The following is a 25,492-nucleotide window of genomic DNA, read 5'->3' on the forward strand; positions in this document are numbered from 1 at the left end:
GACATAGACCCCGACCGGTTCGGGGGATCCCCGTCCGGGGCCGGTCGAGAGTGGGCGCGAAGGGCGGTCGCCTCGCGGCGGGGGCTCCATGAGGCTTCAGCCGAACGATCGTCCTCATGGGCGAAGGGTGAGGCCCGGGGACACAGTTCCCTTCACGCCCACATACGGGCCAACGGTGAAGCACTCTCGAATGTTCCCTGGGAGCGTCTCGTACCGGGGTTTCGTCGAGCGCTCATGTGAGCGAGGCCCGGGGACGACGCCTGTCGCGCGGTTCCCGGCGTGATCAGGTAACCAGTAACAGTGAACAGGGACGCGACCGACCCCTTCGTGCATGTCCGGGGCGCCGGTGAGAACAACCTGCGGAACATCGACGTCGACGTTCCGCGGGACGCGATGGTCGCCTTCACCGGCGTCTCCGGTTCGGGCAAGTCCTCGCTCGCGTTCGGCACGCTCTACGCGGAGGCCCAGCGGCGCTACTTCGAGTCCGTGGCACCGTATGCCCGAAGGCTGTTGCAACAGGTCGGCGCACCGCACGTGCAGGAAATCACCGGACTGCCGCCGGCCGTGGCCCTGCAGCAGCGACGCGGATCGCCCAGCTCGCGCTCGACGGTCGGCACCATCACCACACTGTCCAATCTGCTGCGCATGCTCTACTCCCGCGCCGGCACCTATCCGCCCCGGGCCGCACGGCTGGAAGCCGAGTCGTTCTCACCCAATACCGCGGCCGGCGCCTGCCCGGAGTGCCACGGACTGGGCGTCGTGCACGACGTCGCCGAGGGCCTGCTCGTCCCGGACCCCTCGCTGAGCATCCGCGAGGGGGCGATCGCCGCCTGGCCGGGCGCCTGGCAGGGCGCCAACCTGCGCAGTGTCGTGAACGGCCTGGGGATCGACATCGACCGACCGTGGCGCAGGCTCAGGAAGAAGGACCGGGACTGGCTGCTGTACACGGACGAGCAGCCCCTCGTGTACATCGAGCCGGAGGAGGACCGCGTCGACTACGGCTACCAGGGCAAGTTCTGGAGCGCCCGCAAGCACGTCATGCACGTTCTCGCCGACTCCAAGAGCGAGAAGATGCGCGAACGGGCGCTCCGGTTCGTCAGGAGTGTGCCCTGCCCCGCCTGTCACGGCAGCGGACTGCGGCCCGAGGCGCTCGCCGTGACCTTCGCCGGACGTTCCATCGCCGAGATCAACGCGATGCCGCTCACCGAGGTCGTGGCGCTGCTGCGGCCCGTCGCGGGGCGGTCCGAGGCCGACGCCACCACGTCGACCGCACGATCCGGGGAGACGACCGAGGTCGCGGTCCGGATCTGCGGCGATCTGGTCGCACGGGTCGACGTGCTGCTCGACCTGGGCCTCGGATACCTCAGCCTCGGGCGCCGCTCGACGACCCTGTCGCCCGGCGAGGCGCAGCGCCTGCGGATCGCCACCCAGCTGCGCTCGGGGCTGTTCGGCGTCGTCTACGTCCTCGACGAACCCTCAGCGGGCTTGCACCCGGCTGACGCGGAACCGCTGCTGGACGTGCTGGACCGCCTCAAGGCCGCAGGCAACTCGCTGTTCGTCGTGGAGCACGACATGGACGTCGTACGGCGGGCGGACTGGGTGGTCGACATCGGCCCCGGCGCGGGCGAGGGCGGCGGACGCGTGCTGTACAGCGGCCCGGTCGCCGGTCTCGAGCGGATCGGGGAGTCGGCCACGAGCCAGTACCTGTTCGGGCGGGCCCGGCCACTCGATCACCGCCCGCGCACCCCGCACGGCTGGCTGCACCTGCGCGGCGTCTCCCGCCACAATCTGCGCGACGTGTCCGTCGAGATACCGCTCTGCGTGCTGACGGCGGTGACGGGCGTCTCCGGCTCCGGAAAGTCGACGCTGGTCACGCAGGTGCTCGCCGAGGTCGTCCGCGGCCACCTCGGACTCGTACCCGAGGAGCCCGACGAGGCGCGGCTGGAGGTCGACGTCCAGGACGCGTCGGGGGTCGAGTCGTTCGACCGGCTGGTCCTGGTCGACCAACGGCCCATCGGCCGGACTCCCCGGTCCAACCTGGCCACGTACACCGGGATGTTCGACGCGGTGCGCAAGCTGTACGCGGCGACGGACGAGGCCAGGGCGCGCGGCTACTCGGCGGGGCGGTTCTCCTTCAACGTGCCCGAAGGCCGGTGCGAGACCTGCCAGGGCGAAGGCTTTGTCGCGGTGGAACTGCTGTTCCTGCCCGGCACCTACGCGCCGTGCCCGACCTGCGAAGGCGCCCGGTACAACGCCGAAACGCTGGAAGTCACCTACCGCGGCAAGAACATCGCGGAAGTACTGGCGCTGTCCGTCGACGCCGCCGCCGAGTTCCTGTCCACAGTCCCGGCCGCCTCCCGCAGTCTGGAGACGTTGCGCGAGGTGGGACTGGGCTACCTGCGGCTGGGCCAGCCCGCGACGGAACTCAGCGGCGGTGAGGCGCAACGCATCAAACTTGCCACCGAACTGCAGCGAGCCCGCCGCGGGCACGCGCTCTACCTGCTCGACGAGCCGACAGCGGGGCTGCACCCCTCGGACATCGCGCTGCTGCTGCGACAACTGCACCGGCTCGTCGACGCAGGCAACACGGTCGTCCTCGTCGAACACGACCTGGACACGATCGCCACCGCCGACTGGGTCATCGACCTCGGCCCGGGCGGCGGCGACGCGGGCGGCCGGGTGGTCGCGGCGGGACCGCCGGCCAAGGTGGCGAAGGCCCGCCGCAGCGCCACCGCGCCCTATCTCGCGGCCCGGCTCGCGCGCTCCTGACGACAGCGCGAGGGGCTGAGCACCGGCCGGCCTGGTTCGGGTGGCGCAGAGTCGCGCGCGTCGCCACGCCGGGTGCCGGCTTGTGGCGGACATCGCTCGTGAGGTGTCCCGTCTGGCCCGTTCCACGATTGAGTTCGGCGACGAGGCGCATCGGGACACCCGGCAGGGCCTGTCCGCATCCCTCTTTCCGGACCGGACTGCCCGGGACGATCGAGCAGGCCACCCCAAGCTGCGCCAGGGCAGTTACTTCGCGCACCGGCTGCCGGAGAGGCGCCAATGGCCCGAACAGGCCCTCATCTCGGTGGCCGCACGGACGGCACCGAGGTCGCCACCGCCTGCCTGCTCGGCGTCAGCACGCGCGCCTGCTCGGCGTCAGCACGCGCGACGGTGCGCGGCGAACCCCCAGTTTGACGACGAGCCGGGGTGCGCCACCCCGTCCACTTCTTCAGAGCATCTCCAGGGGCGTGGGCCCGCTGGGCGGCGGGAACGACTCGTCGAGAGCATCGAGCACCTCGGTAGGAAGGCGGAGGTCCACCGCGCCGCGGTTCTCCCGAACGTGGTCGGGTGATCCGGAACGCGGGATCGCGGCCACCCCCTGTTCCAGCACCCAGGCGAGTGCCACCTGGGCCGGCGTGGCTCCGAGGGCCCGGCCCGCGGCACGCAAAGCCCCGGCCTCCAGCAGCCGCCCCTGCTCGATCGGGGAGTAGGCCATGACCGGCACCCCGGCCTCGCGGCACCAGGGGAGCAGATCCCATTCGATGCCGCGCCGGGAGAAGTTGTACAGCACCTGGTCGACGGCCACGGCGTCGCCGCCGGGAAGGGTGGTCAGCTCGACCATGTCGGCGACGTCCAGATTGCTCACGCCCCAGTAGCGGATCTTTCCCGCCTCCATCAGGTCGGTGAATCCCGCAAGGGTCTCCTCGAGTGGCCACCGTCCCCGCCAGTGCAGCAGGCAGAGGTCCAGCCGATCCGTACGGAGCCGCCGCAGGCTGCCCTCGCAGGCGGCCACGGTGCCTTTCCGGGTTGCGTGGCCGGGCAGCACCTTGCTGACGAGGAAGACCTCTTCCCGGCGTCCCCGGAGGGCCTCCCCGACGAGTTCCTCGGATGCGCCGTCGCCGTACATCTCCGCCGTGTCGACGACGGTCATGCCCAGGTCAACGCCCAGCCGCAGCGCGGCGATCTCCTGTTCACGCCGGGCCGGGTCCTCGCCCAGGTACCAGGTGCCCTGCCCGAGCGCCGCGATCTCCTCACCGGAGGGGAGCGCGATCGTTCTGGCCGATTCCGCAGACATCTCGAACCTCCCGTCCGCCGCGGATCCGCGTCACGCGCGCCCGCACCGGGTGCCCAGGTCCGCGCCTCCCAGACAACGGCTGTTGCATGCGCCGCAGGGAGGTCAGCAGGGGCGGGCGGGCTGCGCCGAGAGCTCGCCGGGATCGGGTGCGCGCTCGCGCAACGCGACGGCCACCGACACGACGGCGCCGCAGGAGAGGACCGCCGCGAAGCCGATCATCGCGGTCTGCACGGCGAAGTGCCGCAGGGCGATGCTGAACAGGACGGAGGGCAGGCCCATGCCCAGGTACGCGATGACGAAGAACACGGCGAGGACCCCCGCGCGTGAGGCGGGCTCGGCCACTGAAACGGCGCGTTCGACGCCTCCCTTGAACAGCAGCCCGGAGCCGGCACCCGACAGGGACACGGCGACCAGGTAGAGCCAGAGCACTGGGTGGTAGAGGGCGACGGCGCACAGCACCAGGCCGACCGGGAATACCACTGCCCCCACGGCCAGGACCCGGGGCAGCGGGAGGCGGCCCAGCACCAGCTGGGCGGCCGCCGCGGAACCGAACATCAGGAAGGCCGCCAGGCCGACCACGAGGTGCGAGTCGGTGTGCAGGGTGCCGTGGAGCACGTTCGCCCCGAGGGAGGAGATCAGGCCGAGGATCGCGAAGGCGAAGGCGCCCAGCGCGCCGGCCGCGCCGAACGTCCGCCGGCCGCCGGGGCGCAGGACGAACCTGCTGGGCGGTTCGGCGGCGGGCAGTTCCAGGTCCACGGTCTCCGGGGTGGACAGCACCAGCGCCAGGCACACCGCCATGGCGAGCGTGAAGATCGCCTGGGTGGTGATCAGGGGCGTGGGAAGCCACTCGGCGGCGGCTCCGGCGACCAGGGGCCCTGAGGCCAGGCCGCCGAGGTTGGCGGCGGTGGCCACGATGCCGGGCAGTACCGCACCCGTCCGTTCCGGACGGGCCTCGTGGTGCAGGTCGTGCAGGTACGTCGTCGCGGTCGAGGCCATCAGCCCCAGTGCGACACCGTTCAGGATCCTGCCCGCGATCAGACCCGGCAGGTCCCGCCACAGGATCAGTACGACCGACGCGATGATGCCGACCAGCAGCGCCGGGACGATGATGCGTCGCCGGCCGAGCCGGTCCGACAGGTGGCCCAGTCCGAGGAAGGCGGCCGCCGCGCCCACGACCATCGAGGCGTACGCCACCGTGACCGTGGTCGCGCCGAAGTGGTCCCGGGCCTCGTACAGCGGCCACAGCGGGGTCGGCGCGGTGCCGAAGGCCATCAGCACGGTGAAGGCCACCGCCACGAACCAGAAGCCGGTCGTGTGCGAGGCACGGCGCCGGGCGGGGGCGCGGGGCGGCAGGCCGGCGGGAGCGGGTGCTGGGATCCGGTGGGTCGGGACGTCGGGAGCGTCGGCTGCGGGACGGCTCAGCGGCGTGGGAACGGCAGGCAGGGGTACCCCTCCTCGGGCGGAAGTGAATGGCGTCTTCCATCCTCCTCACCAGCAGAGATCAATGCCAACGAATGTTTTTGCTGGGATCGAGCAATGCGAGTGATACTTCTCGTGTGGAGCTACGTCAGCTGGAACACTTCATCGCGGTCGCCGAGGAGCTGAGTTTCACGCGTGCCGCACGTCGGCTCCACGTGGTGCAGTCGGGGGTGTCCGCCGCGATCCGCTCCTTGGAGCGCGAGCTCGGCTGCGCGCTGTTCGAGCGCACGTCGCAGCAGGTCCGGCTCACCGGGGCGGGCGCGGCACTGCTGCCGGAGGCTCGGGCCACCCTGCACGCCGCCCAGACGGCCCAGGACGCCGTGCGCGCCGCACAGGACACGCTGCGCGGCACGGTGAATGTGGGCGCCATGGCCTCGGTCGAGGTGGTGGACCTGCCCGCGCTTCTCGGGCAGCTGCACGCACGGCATCCGGCGATCGACGTCCGGCTGCGGCTGGCGACGACCGGATCGGCGGGACTGGCGCACGCGCTGCTCAGCGGCGACCTGGACGTGGCCTTCCTGTCGCTGCCCGAACGCAAGCCCGCCGGGATCGACGCACGGGAGCTGGCCACCGTGCCGCTCGTCCTGGTGGTGAGTGCCGGCCATTCGCTCGCCCAGCGGGGAAAGGTGGCACTCGCGGACCTCGCGACGGAACCCTTCGTGGACTTCCCGCCGGGCTACGGCAACCGCGAGGTGGTCGACCGGGCGTTCGCGGCGGCGGGCGTCGTACGCCGGGTGGCACTGGAAGTGCCCGACATCGACATGGGGGCGGCACTGGTCCGGCACGGTCTGGGCATCGCCTTCCTGCCCGCTTTCGCCGCTGCCCGCACCCCCGGCCTGCACGTCCTCGACGTCCTGGACGTGCACGACACCACGCTCCGCTGGAGCATGCATCTCGGCACGTCGTCGACCCGGCGGCCCAGCTCGGCTCTGCGGGCGCTGCTCGACCTGGTCGACCGCCACGTCATCGCCCTGTGACGCCCGGACCCCGGACCGGATGCCACCCGTCGGTGGTGTCCGGCCCCTGCGTCCGCCTCGCTCCGGCCGGCCGCGACACCTGCCGCAGCATCCGCTGACGCTCCCGGCTGCCAAAGTTCCAGTGAGGCATCAGCCCGGTCCGCCCAGCACGATCTTCCACACCCGGGTCGCCACCTGGAGGTTCAGCCGGTCCTCGACGTTCGCGAGGTCGTTGCCGCTGATGTCGCGGATGCGCTGGAGCCGATAGCGCAGCGTGCTGCGGTGGATCGCGAGGGATTCGGCGGTCTCGTCGTAGTTGCCGCCGCAGTCGAAGTACCGGGACAGGGTCTCCACCATGGCCGCGTGGTGCCGGGAGTCGTAGTCGATGAGCTGCCCGAGCCACTCGTCGACGAACGTCTCCAGCTCCCGGTAATCGTTGCCGGGTCCCAGGATGCGGTAGAGGCCGAGCTCGTCGAAGAACGTCGTGCCGTAGTGCTCGCGGGAGTGGCGGCGCACGTCCATGGCGCGCTGCGCCTCCTGGTAGTGGTGGGGGATGTCGTTCAGGGAGTCGGAAGGGGCGCTCACCCCGATCGTCCCGGACCGTGTTCCGGTCTCCCGGGCGAGCGCCTCGTACAGCGCGCGGGCGTGCGGCCTCTCGTCGGCTATGAGGACGACGTGGTCGGAGCGGCGGGTCAGCAGCGAGCGCATGCCCACGGCAGAGGCCGCCCGCCCCACGGTCTGCGCGAAGGAATCGTCGGGGGTCCGGTTCGACCACTGCACCACGACGATGTAGTGGCTGCGGTGCAGGTCGTGTCCGACAGCCTCCGACCGGGCGTAGGCGCTCGGCTCGTCCGTCCCCGCCAGGAGGTCGTCGGCCAGCTCGCGGTGCAGCCTCAGCTCCGTTTCGGCCAGATTGCGCAGGTGCGTCATTTCCAGGGCGAGCGACGCGGCGGCGTGTTCCAGCGCGAACACGGTGTGCTCGTCGGCCTCGTCCCGGGCATCGACCAGGGCCAGCACGCCCAGGATCTCGCCGCGCGGGCGGATCAGGGTGATCAGCCGGTCCCTTATCCGCACCGGCCCGGTCTCTGTGGCGACGGCGTGCAGCATTTCGTCCTGGCGCACGGGGTCCGGTTCGGGATAGGGGATGGGGCGGCTGGGGCCGGTCCAGGACCTCAGCCGGCCGAAGCGGTCCTCGACCAGCGCGGGAAGTCCAGTGAGCCCGTGCAGTGCGCGGGTGACGGCTTCGTCGCCGCCGCCCGAGGCAGCGACGTCGGCCATGAGAGCGTGAACGGCTCGCTCGTAGCCCAGCTCAGCCACCACAGAGATCAGCCGCCGCTGGAGGGCTGTGCGTTCCTCCCTGAGCCGGCGCAGCTCCAGCGCGTCCTCGCGCTGGCGGCGGTGTGCGAAGGCGACCGACAGAGCAGCAGCGGTGAGCCGGACGAGCAGGGCGAGAAGGGATCGCTCGGCCTCGGTGGGCCGGGAGCGGGACGTGACCACGAGGTAGCCGTGGAGTCCCCCAGGTCCGCGTAGCCCCAGGGCCCGGCCCCAGGTCCTGCCGGCCACGGTCACGCTGCCGTCCTGCCCGGCCAGCTCCCGCACCCTCCGGCCCACGGCCAAGGCATGCGGCTGCCTGTTCCTAGGGCTCGGGACCAGGTCGCCGCCCACCTTGAGGTATCCGGCCTCGGCACGGTATGGCCCCGCGGCGACCATGTGGTCCATGGCCAGGCGCAGGATCCCGTCTTCGTCCGGGGTGTCGAGCAGGGCGCGGGAGAGCGCCATCAAGCCGCGGGGGCCACGGTCGGCTGGGGCGCGAACGGGCGGGCGGGGCTGCCTGCGCGCGGCCATGGGGTGCCGCCGGGCGCTGCCCCGCGAAAGGCGGCCCGCCCGGTCGGGGCAGCGGTGGTACGGGCTGTGCGTCCGACTGCCGGACATGGGATCACTCCGTTTTCCCCGAGCCTTCAGGGAAGCGAGCGGTACTCGTGTACCCGCTCCGGGCCGGCCTATCCGAGATGTCCGGATGCTTTCTCTCGTCCTCGTGGGGCGACCGGACCCGTGCATTCCTGACTCGCCAGGCGCAGGCGTGGAGCCACCTGGTTCGTCACCCTGGGGAGTGCTCGAGACCCTCCGTGCGCACCGGTGGGAAACCGGCGGAGTCCCACCTCTACCTGAGCGGAAGTGATCCGGAGAGTCGACGCAGGCGCTGCACCGGGAGGAGTTCCTCATGGCCAAGGCAGTGGGCATCGACCTGGGCACCACCAACTCGGTGATCGCCGTGTGGGAGGGCGGCGAGCCGTCCGTCGTGCCCAACAGCGAGGGCAACCGCACGACACCGTCCGTGGTGGCCTTCACCGACACCGGGGAACGTCTGGTGGGCCAGCTGGCCCGGCGCCAGGCGATCCTCAACCCCAAGGGCACCATCTACTCGGCCAAGCGGTTCATCGGCCGGCATTTCGACGAGATCTCCGACGAGGCCAAGGCGGTGGCGTACGACGTCGTCGAGGGCGAAGGCGGGGCGGCCCGCTTCAAGGTGCGCGACAAGCTCTACGCACCTGAGGAGATCAGCGCACAGGTGCTGCGCAAACTCGCCGACGACGCGTCCAAGCAGCTGGGGGAGCGGGTCACGGAGGCGGTCATCACGGTGCCCGCCTACTTCAACGACGCTCAGCGCACCGCCACCAAGGACGCCGGAAGGATCGCCGGACTGGAGGTGCTGCGGATCATCAACGAGCCGACGGCCGCCGCCCTCGCGTACGGCATGGACAAGAAGGAGCACGAGACCGTCCTCGTCTTCGACCTGGGCGGCGGCACCTTCGACGTGAGCATCCTCGACGTCGGCGACGGCGTGGTGGAGGTGCGCTCCACCGCCGGTGACAGCCACCTCGGCGGCGACGACTTCGACCGGCGGCTGGTGGACTACCTGGCGGACGACTTCCAGAAGGAGAACGGCATCGACCTGCGCAAGGACCCGCAGGCGCTGCAACGACTGTTCGAGGCGGCGGAGAAGGCCAAGACCGAGCTCAGTTCGGTGACGCAGACGCAGGTCAGCCTGCCGTTCATCACCGCTGACGCCTCGGGCCCCAAGCACCTCACCGACTCGATCATGCGGTCCACGTTCGAGCAGATCACCGGCGACCTGGTGGAGCGTTGCCTGGGACCGGTCCAGCAGGCCATGGCCGACGCCAAGGTCGGCGAGAGCGACATCGACGAGGTCATCCTCGTCGGCGGTTCCACCCGCATCCCCGCCGTCCAGGCTCTGGTCCGCCGGCTGACCGGCGGCAAGGATCCCAATATGAGCGTCAACCCCGACGAGGTCGTGGCCCTGGGCGCCGCGATCCAGGCCGGGGTGCTCAAGGGCGAGGTCAAGGACGTCCTGCTGCTCGACGTCACACCCTTGTCGCTGGGCGTGGAGACGCGCGGCGGAGTGATGACGAAGATCATCGAGCGGAACACCACCATCCCCGTTCGCCGCAGCGAGACCTTCTCCACCGCCGAGGACAACCAGCCGGCCGTCGATGTGGTGGTCCTCCAGGGCGAGCGCGAGCGGGCAGCCGACAACCGGGTGCTGGTCCGGTTCCAGCTCACCGACATCCGGCCGGCACCGCGGGGCGAACCACAGGTCGAGGTCACCTTCGACATCGACGCCAACGGCATCCTCAACGTCAAGGCCCGCGACCGGGACACCGGCAAGGAACAGGGCATCACCATCAGCGAGAGCTCCAACCTGGACCGCGGTGAGGTCGAACGCATGGTCCAGGAGGCCGAGCACAACCGGGGCCAGGACCAGGAACTCCGCGAGGCCGTCGACGCCCGCAACGAACTCGATGCCGTCGCGTACCAGGTCGAGAAGCGCCTCGCGGAACTGGGTGACGCGGCGCCCGCGCACGAGAAGGCACGCGCCGAAATGCTCGTGTCCGACGCCCGGGCCGCGGTCAAGGAAGAAGCGGGCGTGGAGCGCGTGCGGCCTCTGACCTCCGAACTCCAGCAGATACTCGCCGGACTGGCGGCCCATCAGGGCGCCGCCGCCACAGAGGGCGGTACCGGCCAGGACGCCGCCACCGGCGGTCCCGCGAGCGGCGGTGGCAGTGACGATGATGTCATCGACGCCGAGTTCGACAAGGGCTGAGGCGCGTCATGCCCACCCACCCCCAGGAACCCGACCGGGCCGCGTCGGATCCGGGCGTACGGGTCCCGGAAGGCGCCGGACCTCCTCCTCGCGGGGACTTGCCCCAACCGGGCCCGGCCCGGCCCGAAGCGGCGAACGGCGAACCGGGACCCGATGCGGCCGGCCCCGCGCCCGCCGAGGACGAATACACGACCGCGATCCAGGAACTGGAGGACCGCTGGCGGCGTGCACTCGCCGACCTCGACAACCTTCGCAAGCGCCACGCCAGGGAACTGGAGCGCGAACGGGCGGTCGAGCGGTCCCGCACGGCGGCCGCCTTCCTCCCCGTCCTCGACAACCTCGAACTCGCCCTGACCCACGCCGGCGCCGATCCGGGCGCGATCATGGAGGGCATCCGGGCCGTACGCGACCAGGCGGTGAACGTCCTCGAACTGCTCGGCTACCCGCGGCACGCGGAGACCGGCGTCGCCTTCGACCCGGCCCGGCACGAGGTGGTCGGTGTCGTCCAGGACCCCGACGCCCCACCGGGCACCGTCGTCGAGGTACTGCGCCCCGGCTACGGGGACGGCGAACGGCAGCTCAGGCCCGCCGCCGTGACGGTCGCGAAGCGGGAGTGACCGGTCATGGCACGGGACTTCTACGAGGTGCTGGGCGTGTCGCGGACCGCGAGCCAGGACGAGATCCAGCAGGCATATCGCAGACTCGCCCGCAGGTACCACCCGGACGTCAACAAGGACCCCGAGGCGGAGGAGCGTTTCAAGGACCTCAACGAGGCATACAGCGCCCTGTCCGATCCCAAGACCCGGGCCCGCTACGACCGCTTCGGCGAGGATTTCCGGAATATCCCGGAGGACTTCGACGAACGGGTCGCGGCGGGAGCGGGCGGCGGCTTCCGCGGCCGCAGGACCGCAGGCGGTGGCGGCCCTCGCGTCCGGTACGCCACCGGCTTCGGAGACGACTTCGGCGCGGAGGGCATCGACATCGAGGACCTGCTCGGCTCCATGTTCGGAGCCGGCGCCGCCCGGGGCGGCGTCCCTGGAGCGGACCAGGAGGCGGAACTGCCGCTCACCGTCGAGGAGGCGTACCGAGGCGGCCGTCGCACCGTCACACTCGCCGGCCCCACCGGGCAGCCGCGGCGGTACGAGGTCGAAGTGCCGCCGGGCGTCACCGACGGGCAGCGCATCCGGCTGGCCGGCGAGGGCGGCCAGGGCAGTGGTGACGCCGCCGCGGGCGACCTGTACCTGCGGGCGCGTATCCAGCCCCACCCCCGGTTCCGGCTGGACGGCCGTGACGTGCACGTCCAGGTCCCGGTCGCCCCGTGGGAGGCGGCTCTGGGCGCGACCGTGCCGGTGCCCACGCCCGGCGGCGGCACGGCGAAGGTCACGGTACCCGCGGGCTCGTCCAGCGGCCGGCGGCTGCGGCTGCGCGGCGAGGGCATGCCGAACCCGCGGGGCGCGAACGGCGACCTGTACGCCGAACTCCGCGTCATGGTGCCGCCCGCCCTCGGCGACCGGGAGCGCGAACTGTTCGAGGAACTCGCCGCCACTTCCTCGTTCGACCCCAGGAGGACGCGATGAACGACCGACCCGCGGGAGCGGGAGGCACCGGCCGGGCCGGCGCGGGCGCCCGTCCGGTACGAACGGGCGCCGGCATCACCGCCTCGACGGCCCTCCGGTACGCGCTCGTCCCCGTCCCCAGGCTCTCCCTGGCCGCCGTGGCCCTTCGCTCGGGCCTCCACCCCGATCTGATCCGCCGGTTCGTCGCCCTCGGCCTGGTCGACGCCGAACGCGACTCCGCGGGGCGACTGGTGTTCGACCCCACGGCCCCGGCGGTTCTCGCCCGTGTCCAGCGGCTGCGCACCGGACTCTGCCTCAACTACGCATCCATCGGCCTGGTGCTCGACCTGCTCGACCGCATCAGCCTGCTCGAAGCCGCCCTGCGCGGCCGCGGCACGAGGAGTGAAACACCCCCATGGACATGAACCGTCTCACCCAGAAGTCCCAGGAAGCCCTACAGGAGGCCCAGAGCGCGGCCGTCCGCATGGGGCAGACCGAGGTCGACGGGGAACACCTGCTGCTCGCGCTTGTCGATCAGGAGGACGGTCTGATCCCACGGTTGCTGCGACAGGCCGGCACCGAGCCGAAGGAGCTGCGCGCCGCCGTGCGCGAGGAACTCTCCCGCCGCCCGAAGGTCACCGGCCCCGGCGCGGCACCCGGCCAGGTCTTCGTCACCCAGCGCCTGTCCCGCCTGCTCGACACGGCCGAGCGGGAGGCCAGACGCCTCAAGGACGAGTACGTGTCCGTGGAGCACCTCCTGCTCGCCCTGGCCGAGGAGGGCTCGGCGACCGCCGCCGGGCGCCTGCTCAAGGAGCACGGCGTGACCCGGGATTCCTTCCTCAGCGCGCTCACCCAGGTCCGCGGCAACCAGCGCGTCACCTCCGCCAACCCCGAAGTGGCCTATGAGGCCCTGGAGAAGTACGGCCGCGACCTGGTCCTCGAGGCCCGGTCCGGGCGGCTGGACCCGGTCATCGGCCGTGACGCGGAGATCCGCCGCGTCACCCAGATCCTCAGCCGCAAGACCAAGAACAACCCCGTCCTCATCGGCGATCCCGGCGTCGGCAAGACCGCCATCGTCGAGGGCCTGGCCCAGCGCATCGTTCGCGGCGACGTACCCGAGGGCCTGCGCGACAAGACGGTGTTCGCTCTCGACATGGGCTCCCTGGTCGCCGGCGCCAAGTACCGCGGCGAGTTCGAGGAACGCCTCAAGGCCGTGCTGTCCGAGGTGAAGGCCGCTCAGGGGCGCATCCTGCTCTTCGTCGACGAACTGCACACCGTCGTGGGGGCGGGCGCCGCGGAAGGGGCCATGGACGCGGGCAACATGCTCAAGCCGATGCTCGCCCGCGGGGAACTCCACATGATCGGCGCCACCACCCTCGACGAGTACCGCCAGCACATCGAGAAGGACGCCGCCCTCGAACGCCGCTTCCAGCAGGTAGTGGTCGACGAGCCGAGCGTGGAGGACACCATCTCCATCCTGCGCGGACTGCGCGAACGCCTGGAGGTCTTCCACGGGGTGAAGATCCAGGACACCGCGCTGGTCGCCGCGGCCACCCTCAGCCACCGCTACATCACCGACCGGTTCCTGCCCGACAAGGCCATCGACCTCGTCGACGAGGCATGCGCCCGGCTGCGTACCGAGATCGACTCGATGCCCGCCGAACTCGACGAGATCACCCGCCGCGTCACCCGCCTGGAGATCGAGGAGGCGGCCCTGTCCAAGGAGACCGACCCCGCCAGCAAGGCCCGCCTGGAGGAGCTGCGCAAGGAACTGGCCGACCTGCGCGGCGATGCCGACGCCAAACGCGCCCAGTGGGAGGCCGAACGGCAGGCGATCCGGCGCGTGCAGGAACTGCGCCAGGAACTGGAGCAGGTCCGCCACGAGGCGGAGGAGGCCGAACGCGCCTACGACCTCAACCGAGCCGCCGAACTCCGCTACGGCCGCCTCCAGGACCTGGAGCGCCGACTCGCCGCGGAGGAGGAGCAGCTGGCCGCCAAACAAGGGCAGGACCGGCTGCTGCGGGAGGTCGTCACCGAAGAGGAGATCTCCGAGATCGTCGCCGCCTGGACCGGCATCCCCGTCGCCCGTCTCCAGGAAGGCGAACGCGAGAAGCTGCTGCGCCTCGACGAGATCCTGCGCGAGCGGGTCATCGGCCAGGACGAGGCCGTCAAGCTCGTCGCCGATGCCATCATCCGCGCCCGTTCCGGCATCCGCGACCCGCGCCGGCCCATCGGCTCGTTCATCTTCCTCGGCCCTACCGGCGTCGGGAAGACCGAGCTGGCCAAGACCCTCGCGGCGGCCCTGTTCGACTCCGAGGAGAACATGGTCCGGCTCGACATGAGTGAATACCAGGAGCGTCACACCGTCAGCCGGCTCATGGGCGCACCGCCCGGATACATCGGCTACGAGGAGGGCGGCCAGCTCACCGAGGCCGTGCGCCGCAAGCCGTACTCGGTCGTTCTGTTCGACGAGATCGAGAAGGCGCACACCGATGTCTTCAACACCCTGCTGCAGGTCCTCGACGACGGCCGTATCACCGACTCCCAGGGCCGCACCGTCGACTTCCGCAACACCGTGATCATCATGACGTCCAACATCGGCTCCGAGCACCTCCTCGACGGCGCCACCGCCGAGGGCGAGATCAAGCCGGACGCCCGTGCCCTGGTGATGGGCGAGCTGCGCGGGCACTTCCGCCCGGAGTTCCTCAACCGCGTCGACGACATCGTGCTGTTCAAGCCGCTCGGCGAGCGGCAGATCGAGCGGATCGTGGAGCTGCAGTTCGACGAACTGCGCCGCCGCCTCGCCGAACGCCGCATCGCCGTCGAACTCACCGAAGCCGCACGCGAGTTGATAGCCCACCAGGGCTACGACCCGGTGTACGGGGCCCGGCCGCTGCGCCGCTACATCTCCCACGAGGTCGAGACGATGGTCGGGCGTGCCCTGCTGCGCGGTGACGTCCAGGACGGCGCGACGGTCCGCGTCGACGCCGAGGCGGGGGAACTGGTGGTCACCTACGACCAGCCCGAGGACGTGAAGGGAGCGCGGGCGGCATGAGCACGATGCGGGCGACGAACGTCAGTTGTCCCCACTGCGGGCGCACCAACCGGGTGCCCGTGGCCGCGGAGGGCCGCCCCAAGTGCGGCCACTGCAAGCAGCCCCTACCGTGGATGGTGGACGCGGGCGACGACGACTTCACCGAGGTCGCCGAGCGGGCCGATGTCCCTGTCTTGGTCGACCTGTGGGCCACCTGGTGCGGCCCCTGCCGCATGGTCAGCCCCGCACTGGAGAAGGTCGCCACCGATCTCGCCGGCCGGATCAAACTCGTCAAGGTCGACGTCGACAAGAACCCGCGACTGTCGCAACGTTTCGAGGTCCAGGCCGTACCGACACTGCTGATCCTCGACCAGGGCGAGACGGTCGCCCGGCAGGCGGGGGCGGCGCCCGCCCCCGCTCTTCGCCGGTGGGTGGAACAGTCGATCACCGCCCGGAAAGGGTGATCCGGATGACCCTGCACGCAGACCCCCACCTTGCGCTCGTCCGGCCGGTCCAGCCGCTGACCCCAGAAGGGTGTCAGGAGTGTCTGATGCTCGGCTCCCCGTGGGTTCACCTGAGGCTCTGCCTGACCTGCGGGCACGTCGGCTGCTGCGACTCCTCGCCGAACAAGCACGCGCGCAAGCACGCGGCTGCCGTCGCCCATCCGATCGTGCAGTCGTTCCAGCCCGGCGAGGAATGGCGCTGGTGCTACGTTCACGAGGCGTTCGTCTGATGGCCGGCGACCAGCCGCTGCCGGGCGAAGAACCGGTACCGGAGAAAGCGGACGAGGCCGCCGTCTGGGAGACGCCGGACATCTACGGCGCGTATCCGCGCCTCACGGAGGACCAGACAGCACGTCTGGCGGAGCACGGGCAACGCCGGACCATGGCTCCGAACGACGTGCTGATCCGCGAGGGGGAGCGCTGCGAGACGTTCTTCGTCGTCCTCAGCGGTACCGTCGCCGTCGTCGAGGACTACGGCACTCCCGAGGAGCACGTGCTGCGCGTGCACGGCCCCGGTCGCTTCATCGGTGAACTGGGCCTGCTGTACGGACAAGTGGCCTTCTACACCGCTGTCGCCAGGGAGCCCGGCGAGGTCCTCGTCGTCGCCTTGGACCGGTTGCGCCACCTGGTGTCCCAGGACCCCACCATCGGGGACATCGTGCTGCGCGCCTGTCTGTGCCGTCGCGCCCAGCTCGTCGGACAGGGCGCCGGGTTCCGCATCATCGGGTCGCGCTACTCGCCCGACACCAGGCGGCTGCGCGAGTTCGCCGTCCGCAACCGGCTGCCGCACCGCTGGATCGACCTGGAGACCGACGACGAGGCCGAGGAGCTGCTGCGCCGCTTCGGTGTCGGCCCGGCGGAGACACCACTCGTCATCTGGCGGGACACCACACTGTTGCGCAACCCCAGCAACGCGGAACTGGCCCGGCTCATCGGCCTGCCGTCACTACCCGCCGGAAATCGTCACGGCGACCTCCTCATCGTAGGCTCCGGGCCCGCCGGCCTGGCCGCCGCGGTCTACGCCGCCTCCGAGGGCCTGAGCACCACGGTGGTGGAGGCGATGGCCAGCGGCGGCCAGGCCGGCACGACGTCCCGCATCGAGAATCTGCTCGGCTTCCCGTCCGGTATCTCCGGCGCCGAACTCACCGAACGCGCCGTGCTCCAGGCCGACAAGTTCGGCGCCAGGATCAGCCTTCCCCTGGAGGCGACCGGTCTCCATCCCAAGGACGAGGACCACTACGTGGTGGCGTTCGCCGACGGCAGCGAGATCGCCGCCCGCGCCGTCGTCCTGGCCATGGGTGCCCGCTACCGCCGGCTCCAGGTGCCCGGCATCGAACGCCTGGAGGGAACGAGCGTGCACTACTCGGCGACCGTCTACGAGGCCCAGCAGTGCCGCACCGACCCGGTGGCCGTCGTCGGCGGAGGCAACTCGGCGGGCCAGGCGGTGCTCTTCCTCGCCGGGTACGCGCCGAAGGTGCAGCTGCTGGTCCGAGGAGCCAGCCTCGAGGCCAACATGTCCCGCTACCTGGTCGACCAGGTAGCGGGACATCCGCGGGTGGAGGTCATGCTGCACACCGAGGTCACCGAGGTCATCGGCCAGAAAGTGCTGGAGGAGCTGGACGTGGTCGACAACCGCACAGGCGAGCACCGCCGGCTCGCGGTACGGAGCCTGTTCGTCTTCACCGGCGCCGACCCCCACACCGAGTGGCTCGCCGGCAGCATCGCCCTCGACTCCCGCGGCTTCGTCCTCACCGGGCCGGAGGCCCAGGAAGCCTGCGCCTACCCCGAGGCGTGGCACGGCCGCGGGCGCTCGTGCATGACCCTGGAGACCAGCCTGCCCGGGGTCTTCGCGGTAGGGGACGTCCGAAGCGGCTCGGTGAAGCGGGTGGCCTCCGCGGCCGGTGAGGGCGCGATGGCCATCCACTTCGTGCACCGGCACCTGGGGCACTCGGCCGCACCCGGCACCACGGGCACGTCAGCTGTCGCGGGCCACTCGGACGTCTCCCCACGCATACGTCACAAGGAGTCCGCATGGCTCGCATGACGAATGACGGACGATGAGATTCCGAGAAGGAAGCTGGGGAGGGGGGCGCCCAGACGGGCCTTTCCCGTCCGCCGCCACCGCGGTGGCGGCGGACGGGAACGACCAGATACGGCGTGTCCCGTACGCGCATTCGCCTACGTGTCATCGCCTTCCCCCCACATGATGCTGCCGGCGGGAGCAGCACCGTATGGCGATGACCTGAGCGACCCGGGTCCGGCTCATGACCCGGGTCGCCCAGGTCCGGGAGATCGAGAATCTCCGGCGGCTCATGGAGACCCTCCGGAAGCCGGCAGCCCGGTCGGCCGCCCGCGCGGCCGTCCCCGACCTCACCCGGCGACGGGCGGCCGCGACGCCGGAGGCCCCAGCGCCTGACCCGGGAGTCTCCAGCGGGCCCCGCCGCTGTGCCGACCGGTCTGTCAGCCCGGCCCTACTTCAGGTGCCGGTCGAAGAACCGGTCCCCGGCGTCCACCTCGAACCACGGCGTACCGGCGTGCCCGCCCATGTTGGCGTGCAGCGTCTTCTCCTTGCTGCCGAAGGCGTCGAAGAGGTCCAGGGCCCGCTGCCGGGGGTTGCCTTCGTCGTCCCACTGCAGCAGGAACTGCAGTGGGATGGTGACCTGCCGGGCCTCCTCGCGCTGAGCGCGGGGCACGTACCCCCCGGCGAAGAATCCGGCGGCCGCGATGCGCGGCTCGACCACCGCCAGCCGAATGCCGATGGCCGTCATCCCCGAGTACCCGACCGGGCCGCCGATCTCGGGCAGCGTAAGCAGGGCATCCAGGGTGGCCCGCCATTCCGGGACCGCCTTGTCGACCAGTGGGCCGACGAAGGACTCGAAGATCTCGTCGACCGGCTCGCCGGCCTGCATCGCCCGGCGGAGGTCGGCGCGGGCCTGCTCGTCGACGGCGGAACGGGGCCGGTCACCGTGCCCGGGGTGGTCGATGGCGGCCACCGCGTAGCCGTACCGCCCTGCGGAGTGCCGGGCGCGGGCCATCAGCCGGGCCTCCCGCTTGTGCAAGCCGCCGTTGTGGCCCATCAGGATCAGCGGGGCCGGCGCGGATCCAGGCGTCCACAGGACACCGGGGATCTCACCGAGGGTGAATTCGCGTTCGAGGACGCCGTCGTCGAGGCGCTGTTCGGAAGTGAAGTGCACGGTGGTGCCTTTCGGGAGTGCTCTTGAACGGCGCTCCCGGACGACCTATCGCCCGACCGTGACCCCGGAGGGGAGCACCCATGTCGATACTGCGTTCACGGGTACCACCTCCTCGTTCTCTCGCACGGCCTCCGGAAAGCTAGCAGCGGTCGCCCTGGTCCGCCAAGCGGGTTTTCGCGGAGGCTGGTGGCCGGCTGCGACGGGGTCGGAACGCTGCCCACAGCTGCTCGGGGTGCTCAGAGCTGCTCGGTGGCCGACGACGCTCTGTCCGCGCTGCTGAGCCTGAAGCCGGACCTGGCCGGCTCTATGGCCAGCTCTATGGCGAGCCCCCCGCCGAAGCCGTCACCGCCGCGCAGGCTGGCGCCCGACGCCCCGTCCGGGCGGGCACCATCGTCTCCTACGCGACCGAGGCGCCGCTGCCCGCGGCGGCCACCTGGCCAACCCCCGGCACGGGCGGCCCGGCTTGGTGGCTGCGGCCGGGCCGGACCTGCTCATCCGTGCGACGGCGTCATGATCTCTGAGGCCGTCATGATCTCTCGCGTGCTGCGTTGCGTTTGACGCATGCCTTCGTGGCTCGCTCCCAGGCTCGTAGGAGGGGCTGCCGGAAGGATCGCGGCCGTGGGTGACAGGCACAGTGAATATTCCCGGCTGCTGACGGCGGCGGAGACGGCGGCGCCGGTCGATGCCGTCGACGTGGTCGCGGAGGATCTGCGGCGACGTTTCGACGCCACGAAGGTGTCGTTCCTCATTGTGGATCTCACGGGAAAGGCAGTGGCGCGGCTGTCCACCGCGGGGGCAGGGGAGGACGGGCCCGAGGTCGAGCGGATCCCTCTGTTCGGCAGCGTCTATGAAGGTGTGATTCGTACCCAGCGGCTGTATCAGGAGACGACGGGCAAGGGGCAGCGGGTGATCGTGCCGGTCACCAACCGCGGGGACGCCATCGGGCTGCTGGAACTGCTCCTGCCGGCCGCGCCCGCTGCGAGCGTCCTGGAAGCGGCCGGGGATGCCGCGCACCTGCTGGCCTACGTCGTGATCGCCAACGGGCGCTTCACCGATTTCTACTCCTGGGGCAAACGCTCGCGGCCCCCCACTCTGGCAGCGGAGATCCAGTACCAGCTGTTGCCTCAGTCACTGTCGTGCGAGGCCGCACAGTTCACGCTGTGCGGGAGCCTTGAGCCCTCCGAAGCCCTCAGCGGCGACACCTTCGACTACGCCCTGGACCGAGACGTCCTGCATGTGTCGGTGACCGATCCCATGGGCCACGACATCGCCGCCGCCCTGGCCGCCACCGTGCTGGTCGGCGCCCTGCGGGGCGCCCGCCGCGCAGGGGCCGGCCTCGCCGAGCAGGCCCACCTGGCCGACCAGGCCCTGGCCGGTCACAACCGCGGTCACGCCACCGGCCAGCTGCTGCGCATCAACCTCCACACCGGCCGGGCCCAGCTCGTTGACGCAGGTCACCCCTGGCCCCTGCGCATGCGCGAAGGGACCGCACAGACGATCACCTGCGAGGTGGACCATCCCTTCGGGCTGCCCGTGCGTGTCCCCCACCCCTACCGCGTCCAGGAGATCGATCTGCGCCCGGGGGACCGTCTGCTCATGCTGACCGACGGCATGCTCGAACACCATGGGGAGAAGCCCGACCTGGCCGTCCTGCTGGAGGTGACCCGGACGCTGCATCCACGGGAGACCGCGCTGATACTGACCTCCGCGGTCCTGGAAGCGGCCGGCGGCAGACTCGAAGACGATGCCACCGTGATCTGCCTGGACTGGCACGGCCCTCAGCAGACCCAGCGACACGTCAGTTCTGGCGCGGATACGCGGCAGGCCTCGGCCGCCCGTACGAAGCGGCAGAACCACCAAGGAGGCAACCCGGCACACCACCCGCGCGGTGGGTGAGCGGGCTTATGGGTCAGGCCGGCGGGTCATGAATGAGGCGCCTCGGCACGGACTGCCGGAACTCACTCTTTTTGGTAGTGAAGAGGGGCTTGTCGTCACATCCCTCCGCGCGGCGCGGTTTCGTGGAAGCACGCAGGAAACCAGGCCCGGGACGGCCGGGCCACGGAAGACAGGTGACGGACATGCGAACTGAGGCCGCCCGGCGGGTCGAGCTGGTCTTCTCCCTCTTCGACGCCAACGGCAACGGGGTCATCGACTCCGACGACTTCGACCTCATGACGAGCCGAGTGGTGGAGGCGGCAAGCGCCTCGGACGACGCCGACAAGGCGGCCATCCGGGCCGCTTTCCGGCGCTACTGGACGACACTGGCCACCGAACTGGACGCCAACGGCGACGGCGTGATCACCGTCGAGGAATTCCGCCCCTTCGTGCTCGACCCCGGGCGCTTCGGCCCCACCATCACCGAATTCGCCCAGGCGCTCTCCGCGCTCGGCGACCCCGACAAGGACGGCCTGATCGAACGCCCGCTGTTCGTGTCGCTGATGACGGCGATCGGCTTCGAGGAGGCGAACATCCACGCGCTGTTCGACGCCTTCGCCCCGGACGCGGAGGACCGTATCACCGTGGCCACCTGGGCCGTAGGCATCGAGGACTACTACGCGCCGGACATGGCCGGCATCCCCGGCGACAGGCTGGTCTCCGCGCAGGCCGTCTGACACGCACCCCACACCGCGAAAGCGGCGGCGGCGTGCCCGAGGCGGGGGCCGGGTGGGGTCGGATGCCCCGCCTGACCCGCTTCCGTGCGTGGGGCGTCGCTGTCAGGGCCCGCGCGGACAGGCGTCACGGCCGCCGCTTGTGCGCGAACACCCATCGGTTGCCCTCGAGCGCGTCGTTCGGCTCGGGGAGGGGACCGCGGCCGTGCCGGCGGGTGAAATCGAACGGCGTGTGCGTCGAGGTCGACCAGCCCTTCGCCGCCAGGCCGCCAGCCGAGTCGGGCCGCGGACCCTTGGCGAAGAGATCGAGCAGGTCGATGCCGATCCGCTCCCGCGTCGCCACGTAGATCGCGCTGTCGCGGTACTCCATCAGGTCCTTCTCCAGCTTGGCCTCGAAAGCCAGCGCGCTGCCGGCGACGGACAGCCGGTCCACCGTGTCGACGAGATACGTCTCGGCCGGACCCGGCAGATAGAAGAGCAGCCCCTCGGCCAGCCAGACACTCGGTGCCGCCTCGTCGAATCCGCCGGCGGTCAGCGCGCTCACCCAGTCCGAGCGCAGATCGACCGGCACCGGCACGCGCTTCGCCTTCGGGCAGGCCGCGAGGTCCGCGAGCACCCGGTGCTTGAACTCCAGCACACCCGCCCTGTCGACCTCGAAGACCACACAGCCCGGCGAAGCCCAGTCCAGCCGGAAAGCACGGGTGTCCAACCCCGCCCCCAGCAGCACCACTTGGCGCGCACCCGCCCCGACCGACCCGAGGACGAAGTCGTCCAGGACTCTGGTCCGCAGCCCGAAGTAGCGGGCGAACCGCCCCCACAGCGGATCGCCGTCCCCCTCCACCACCTGCTGGATCCGCACCGGCCAGTCGGCGCACGCCGCCGCGGCGCGTACGAAGTGCTCCGCGTAGGGGTCCTGGGCCAGGCTGTCGGGGCGATGGGTCTCGATCGCCCGCGCCGCCGCGACCAGAAGGGCGGTCAGCCCCACGCCCCCGTCCACCCCTCCCGGATCCGCTCGTCCCGTATCCGTTTCTCCCGGATCGGCCTCTGCCGTATCCGCCCCTGCCGCTTCCCGGCCTTCCGCGACCGTGCCCGTATCCGTGACCGTGTCCGTGTCCGTCTGCTGTGGTGCCGGGCCGCTCATGTGTCCTCCGTGGGCGGGAGCGGGCACCGAGAGGTACCCGTCTGTCGGATGCGGATCGGGAAGAGCACTGGGTGCCCGGCTCATCGGCTTCGTCTCTCCGGGAGCAGGACGGGTTTGACCACGCTGCCCTGCGTACAGTCGCGTTCGGCCTCGTCGATGTCGGCCAGCGGGTAGGTGCGGATGAGCTGGTCGAAGGGGAATCGTCCGGCCTGCCACAGCCTGGTCAGCCGGGGTATCAGCAGCCCGGGCACGGCGTCCCCCTCGCAGATGTGCCGGATGCCGCGGCCCCCGTCCAGCGTGCCCGGTTCGAGCGGCAGCGCGGTGTGGAGCCGGGCCACCAGCCCGAGGCTGCCGGTGGGGCGCAGTGCCCGGAGCGCGTCGTTGACGAGCGCGGGTGAGGCCGTGGTGTCCAGCGCGTACTGCGCACCGCCGTCGGTCAGCCGCCGGATCCGCTCCGGCAGCCCGGCCGGCCCGACGGGCAGCGGGACCGCGCCGAAACGTTCGGCCAGGGCCAGTCGCCCGGGATGCCTGTCCACGGCCACGCTCAGCGCCCCGGAAGCGGTGGCCGCCATCACCGCGGCCAGGCCCACCGCTCCCGCGCCGAGGACCACGAGGGTGTCGCCCGGGCCGGCGCCGAAGGTGTTCACAACGGCTCCCGCGCCGGTGAGGAAGCCGCAGCCGAGCGGCCCGAGCAGCTCGACAGGCAGGGCCGGGTCGACCCGGACGGCGTTGCGGGCGGGGACGAGCGCGTACTGGGCGAACGAGGACTGCCCGAACCACCGGGGCGCCAGTGCCCGCCCGGCCGCGTCGGTGAGCCGCGGTGGGTCCTCCTCCCGGCCGCCGAAGAGATTGAGGGAGGCGAAGGAGTCGCAGTAGGCGGGGGCCGCGGCGCGGCAGTTGGGGCAGTGGCCGCAGGAGTCGAAGCTGAGCACGACGTGGTCACCGACGCCGACCGCGGTGTCCGGCCCGCCGCCCGTGGCCACGACCACCCCGGAACCCTCGTGGCCGAGGACAGCGGGCAGCGGGCTGCGGCCGGCGGAGTGCCGTACCGCGAGATCCGTACGGCACATTCCGCAGCCCGCGATCTCGACCAGGATCTCCCCGGCGGCGGGCGCCGCGCGCAGGGTCACCTCCTCGACCGTGAACGGATCCTCGTACGAGCGCAGTACGGCCGCCTGGAACCTCACCGGCGAACCTCCTGGTCCAGCTGGTGTTCTCGCGGGCGGTGGACGACGAACGGCCGCAGGTTGCCGTACAGCCCCCACGGTCCGCCGGCGACGCCGACTCCGCTGTCCTTGATGCCCGCGAAGGGCTGGGCGAGGGAGAGTTCGGCGTGATGGTTGATCCAGGCGGTGCCGCATTCGAGCCGATCGGCCACCGCCTCGGCCCGGTCCAGGTCGGTGCCCCAGACGGAGCCGCCCAGTCCGAAGCCGGTGCTGTTGGCCGCGTCGACGGCCTCGTCGAGGCTGCGGTAGGGCAGCACGGGCAGGACGGGGCCGAATTGTTCGCCGGTCACCACCGGGCTGTCGGGCGGGACGTCGGTGAGAACGGTGGGGGCGAAGAAATAGCCCGGCCGCTCCAGTCGCCGGCCGCCGGCCGCCGCCCGGGCTCCGCCGGCCAGGGCCTGCCGGGTGACGTCCTCGACCCGGGCGAGCTGGGGGGCGTTGCTGACCGGGCCGAGACGGGTGTCCGGGTCGAGACCGGGCCCGAGGGGTACGGTCCTCGCGCGGTGGGCGAGGGCTTCGACCACGTCGGCGTGGAGCCGGGCCGGGACGTAGACGCGTTTCACGGCCATGCACACCTGCCCGCAGTTACGGAAAGCGGCCCAGAACAGCCGGTCCGCGATCCGGTCCACCTCGACGTCCTCCAGCAGGACGGCCGCGTCGTTGCCGCCCAGTTCGAGGGTGACCCGGGCCAGGGAGGTGGCCGCCGACGCGGCGACGGCCCGCCCGGTGGGCACTGAGCCGGTGAAGGTGACGTGGCGGATGCCCGGGTGGGAGGCCAGGCGGGCGCCGAGGGGTTCGCGGCCGGTGACGACGGTCAGGACGTCCTCCGGCAGCGCGACGGAGAGGACGGAGCCGAGGAGGCGGGTGGCCAGGGGGGTGAACGGGGACGGTTTCAGGACCATGGTGTTGCCGGCCGCGAGCGCGGGCGCGAACTTGGCGGCCGCGAGCTGGAGGGGAAAATTCCACGGCACGATCGCCGCGACCGGCCCGAGGGACCGCCACCGGACCTCGCTGGACACCGGCCGCCCGTCGCTGATCGGTCTGGTGCGGGGGTCGGTCAGGCCGGCGAAGTAGCGCAGTCGGGCCGCCGTACGGGCGATCTCCGCGTGCGACTCGGCCAGCGGCTTGCCCTGTTCCCGGGTGAGCAGCCGGGCGAGGCCGTCACCGGCCGCCTCGACGGCATCGGCGGCGGCACACAACGCGGCGGAACGGGCGCCGGGGTCGGCCCGCCAGCCCGCCCAGGCCCGGTGCGCCCGGCCGACGACACCGTCCAGCTCGTCCGGCCGCTGATCGGGAGCCTCGTCGAAGACCTCGCCGGTGGCCGGATCGAGGACGGCGAAGCTCGGGGCGGGGGGCCTGGGGGAGGGAGGTCTGGGGGAGCGGGCGGACACGGAGACGGGGGGTACGGGGACCGACGCGGGCTGGTGCCGGGGCGTCGGCCGGGGTACGGGGGTGGGTGCGAGCCGGCACCCGGCCTCTTGCGCGCCCCCGGGTACGGGCCGGAGCCCGTCCCCGAGGCCGTGTCGGGGTTCAGGTCCGGGTCCGTGCCCCTGTCCGGGTTCGGGTTCGTGCCCCTGTCCTGGCTCAGGTCCGGGTGCGGGTTTGCGCCCC

19 protein-coding genes are annotated in these 25,492 nt (G+C 71.5%); 12 read left to right on the plus strand and 7 right to left on the minus strand.

The features are described 5' to 3' along the window. The first annotated feature begins 300 nt into the window (after positions 1-300). Positions 301-2,769 (plus strand): excinuclease ABC subunit UvrA, encoded by a 2,469-nt coding sequence (gene uvrA, locus ACF073_RS35200; RefSeq protein WP_392075550.1) that lies wholly within the window; start codon positions 301-303, stop codon positions 2,767-2,769. 445 nt (positions 2,770-3,214) lie between these two features. Here the strand turns inward: uvrA and ACF073_RS35205 are convergent, their stop codons facing one another. Together ACF073_RS35205 and ACF073_RS35210 are read right to left on the minus strand one after the other, a co-directional pair. After that, a complete protein-coding gene (locus tag ACF073_RS35205; protein WP_392075551.1) occupies positions 3,215-4,060 on the minus strand; it encodes an aldo/keto reductase in 846 nt (281 codons plus the stop codon). Positions 4,061-4,162: 102 nt separating this feature from the next. Continuing rightward, entirely contained in the window at positions 4,163-5,350 is a 1,188-nt protein-coding gene (locus ACF073_RS35210; protein ID WP_392075552.1) for an MFS transporter, read from the minus strand. Between the two features lie 266 nt (positions 5,351-5,616). Between ACF073_RS35210 and ACF073_RS35215 the strand changes: the two genes are divergently transcribed. Next, entirely contained in the window at positions 5,617-6,516 is a 900-nt protein-coding gene (locus ACF073_RS35215; protein ID WP_392075553.1) for a LysR family transcriptional regulator, read from the plus strand. Between the two features lie 129 nt (positions 6,517-6,645). Here ACF073_RS35215 and ACF073_RS35220 read toward each other — a convergent pair whose 3' ends face one another. After that, positions 6,646-8,427, minus strand: a complete 1,782-nt coding sequence (locus ACF073_RS35220; RefSeq protein WP_392075554.1) for a PucR family transcriptional regulator — start codon at positions 8,425-8,427, stop codon at positions 6,646-6,648. Positions 8,428-8,716: 289 nt separating this feature from the next. Between ACF073_RS35220 and dnaK the strand changes: the two genes are divergently transcribed. The 8 genes from dnaK to ACF073_RS35260 are packed head-to-tail and all read left to right on the plus strand — an operon-like array spanning position 8,717 to position 17,755. Next, positions 8,717-10,618, plus strand: coding sequence for a molecular chaperone DnaK (gene dnaK, locus ACF073_RS35225; RefSeq protein WP_392075555.1), 1,902 nt, complete (start codon positions 8,717-8,719; stop codon positions 10,616-10,618). Positions 10,619-10,626: 8 nt separating this feature from the next. Further along, positions 10,627-11,235, plus strand: a complete 609-nt coding sequence (grpE, locus tag ACF073_RS35230) for a nucleotide exchange factor GrpE (protein ID WP_392075556.1) — start codon at positions 10,627-10,629, stop codon at positions 11,233-11,235. Positions 11,236-11,241: 6 nt separating this feature from the next. Beyond that, positions 11,242-12,195, plus strand: a complete 954-nt coding sequence (locus tag ACF073_RS35235; RefSeq protein WP_392075557.1) for a DnaJ C-terminal domain-containing protein — start codon at positions 11,242-11,244, stop codon at positions 12,193-12,195. Beyond that, complete coding sequence (locus ACF073_RS35240; protein WP_392075558.1) at positions 12,192-12,599, plus strand: chaperone modulator CbpM; 408 nt, start codon at positions 12,192-12,194, stop codon at positions 12,597-12,599. Before ACF073_RS35235 ends, ACF073_RS35240 begins: the two co-directional genes overlap by 4 nt. Then, positions 12,590-15,229, plus strand: a complete 2,640-nt coding sequence (gene clpB / locus ACF073_RS35245; protein WP_392075559.1) for an ATP-dependent chaperone ClpB — start codon at positions 12,590-12,592, stop codon at positions 15,227-15,229. The genes ACF073_RS35240 and clpB overlap by 10 nt, the downstream gene beginning before the upstream one ends. Continuing rightward, positions 15,226-15,672, plus strand: a complete 447-nt coding sequence (gene trxA, locus ACF073_RS35250) for a thioredoxin (RefSeq protein WP_392075560.1) — start codon at positions 15,226-15,228, stop codon at positions 15,670-15,672. Before clpB ends, trxA begins: the two co-directional genes overlap by 4 nt. 5 nt (positions 15,673-15,677) lie before the next feature. Continuing rightward, entirely contained in the window at positions 15,678-15,941 is a 264-nt protein-coding gene (locus ACF073_RS35255; protein WP_133046517.1) for a UBP-type zinc finger domain-containing protein, read from the plus strand. Continuing rightward, the gene (locus tag ACF073_RS35260; protein ID WP_392075561.1) at positions 15,941-17,755 is read left to right on the plus strand and encodes an FAD-dependent oxidoreductase; all 1,815 of its coding nucleotides are present in this window, start codon (positions 15,941-15,943) and stop codon (positions 17,753-17,755) included. The genes ACF073_RS35255 and ACF073_RS35260 overlap by 1 nt, the downstream gene beginning before the upstream one ends. A 427-nt stretch (positions 17,756-18,182) precedes the next feature. Here ACF073_RS35260 and ACF073_RS35265 read toward each other — a convergent pair whose 3' ends face one another. Next, on the minus strand, positions 18,183-18,905 hold the full coding sequence (locus tag ACF073_RS35265; protein ID WP_392075562.1) for a dienelactone hydrolase family protein: 723 nt from the start codon (positions 18,903-18,905) through the stop codon (positions 18,183-18,185). 618 nt (positions 18,906-19,523) lie between these two features. On the opposite strand from ACF073_RS35265, the gene ACF073_RS35270 reads away from it, so the two are divergent. Then, entirely contained in the window at positions 19,524-20,801 is a 1,278-nt protein-coding gene (locus ACF073_RS35270) for a PP2C family protein-serine/threonine phosphatase (RefSeq protein WP_392075563.1), read from the plus strand. Between the two features lie 182 nt (positions 20,802-20,983). Next, entirely contained in the window at positions 20,984-21,517 is a 534-nt protein-coding gene (locus ACF073_RS35275) for an EF-hand domain-containing protein (RefSeq protein WP_392075564.1), read from the plus strand. Between the two features lie 124 nt (positions 21,518-21,641). Here the strand turns inward: ACF073_RS35275 and ACF073_RS35280 are convergent, their stop codons facing one another. The 3 genes from ACF073_RS35280 to ACF073_RS35290 form a co-directional block, all read right to left on the minus strand. After that, a complete protein-coding gene (locus ACF073_RS35280) occupies positions 21,642-22,499 on the minus strand; it encodes a class I SAM-dependent methyltransferase (protein WP_392075565.1) in 858 nt (285 codons plus the stop codon). 236 nt (positions 22,500-22,735) lie between these two features. Further along, complete coding sequence (locus ACF073_RS35285) at positions 22,736-23,842, minus strand: NAD(P)-dependent alcohol dehydrogenase (protein ID WP_392075566.1); 1,107 nt, start codon at positions 23,840-23,842, stop codon at positions 22,736-22,738. Next, positions 23,839-25,272 (minus strand): aldehyde dehydrogenase family protein, encoded by a 1,434-nt coding sequence (locus ACF073_RS35290; protein ID WP_392075567.1) that lies wholly within the window; start codon positions 25,270-25,272, stop codon positions 23,839-23,841. Before ACF073_RS35290 ends, ACF073_RS35285 begins: the two co-directional genes overlap by 4 nt. Between the last annotated feature and the right edge of the window lie 220 nt (positions 25,273-25,492).

Origin of the sequence: Streptomyces sp. NPDC015171 (assembly GCF_043079545.1) — a bacterium.
Classification (GTDB): domain Bacteria; phylum Actinomycetota; class Actinomycetes; order Streptomycetales; family Streptomycetaceae; genus Streptomyces.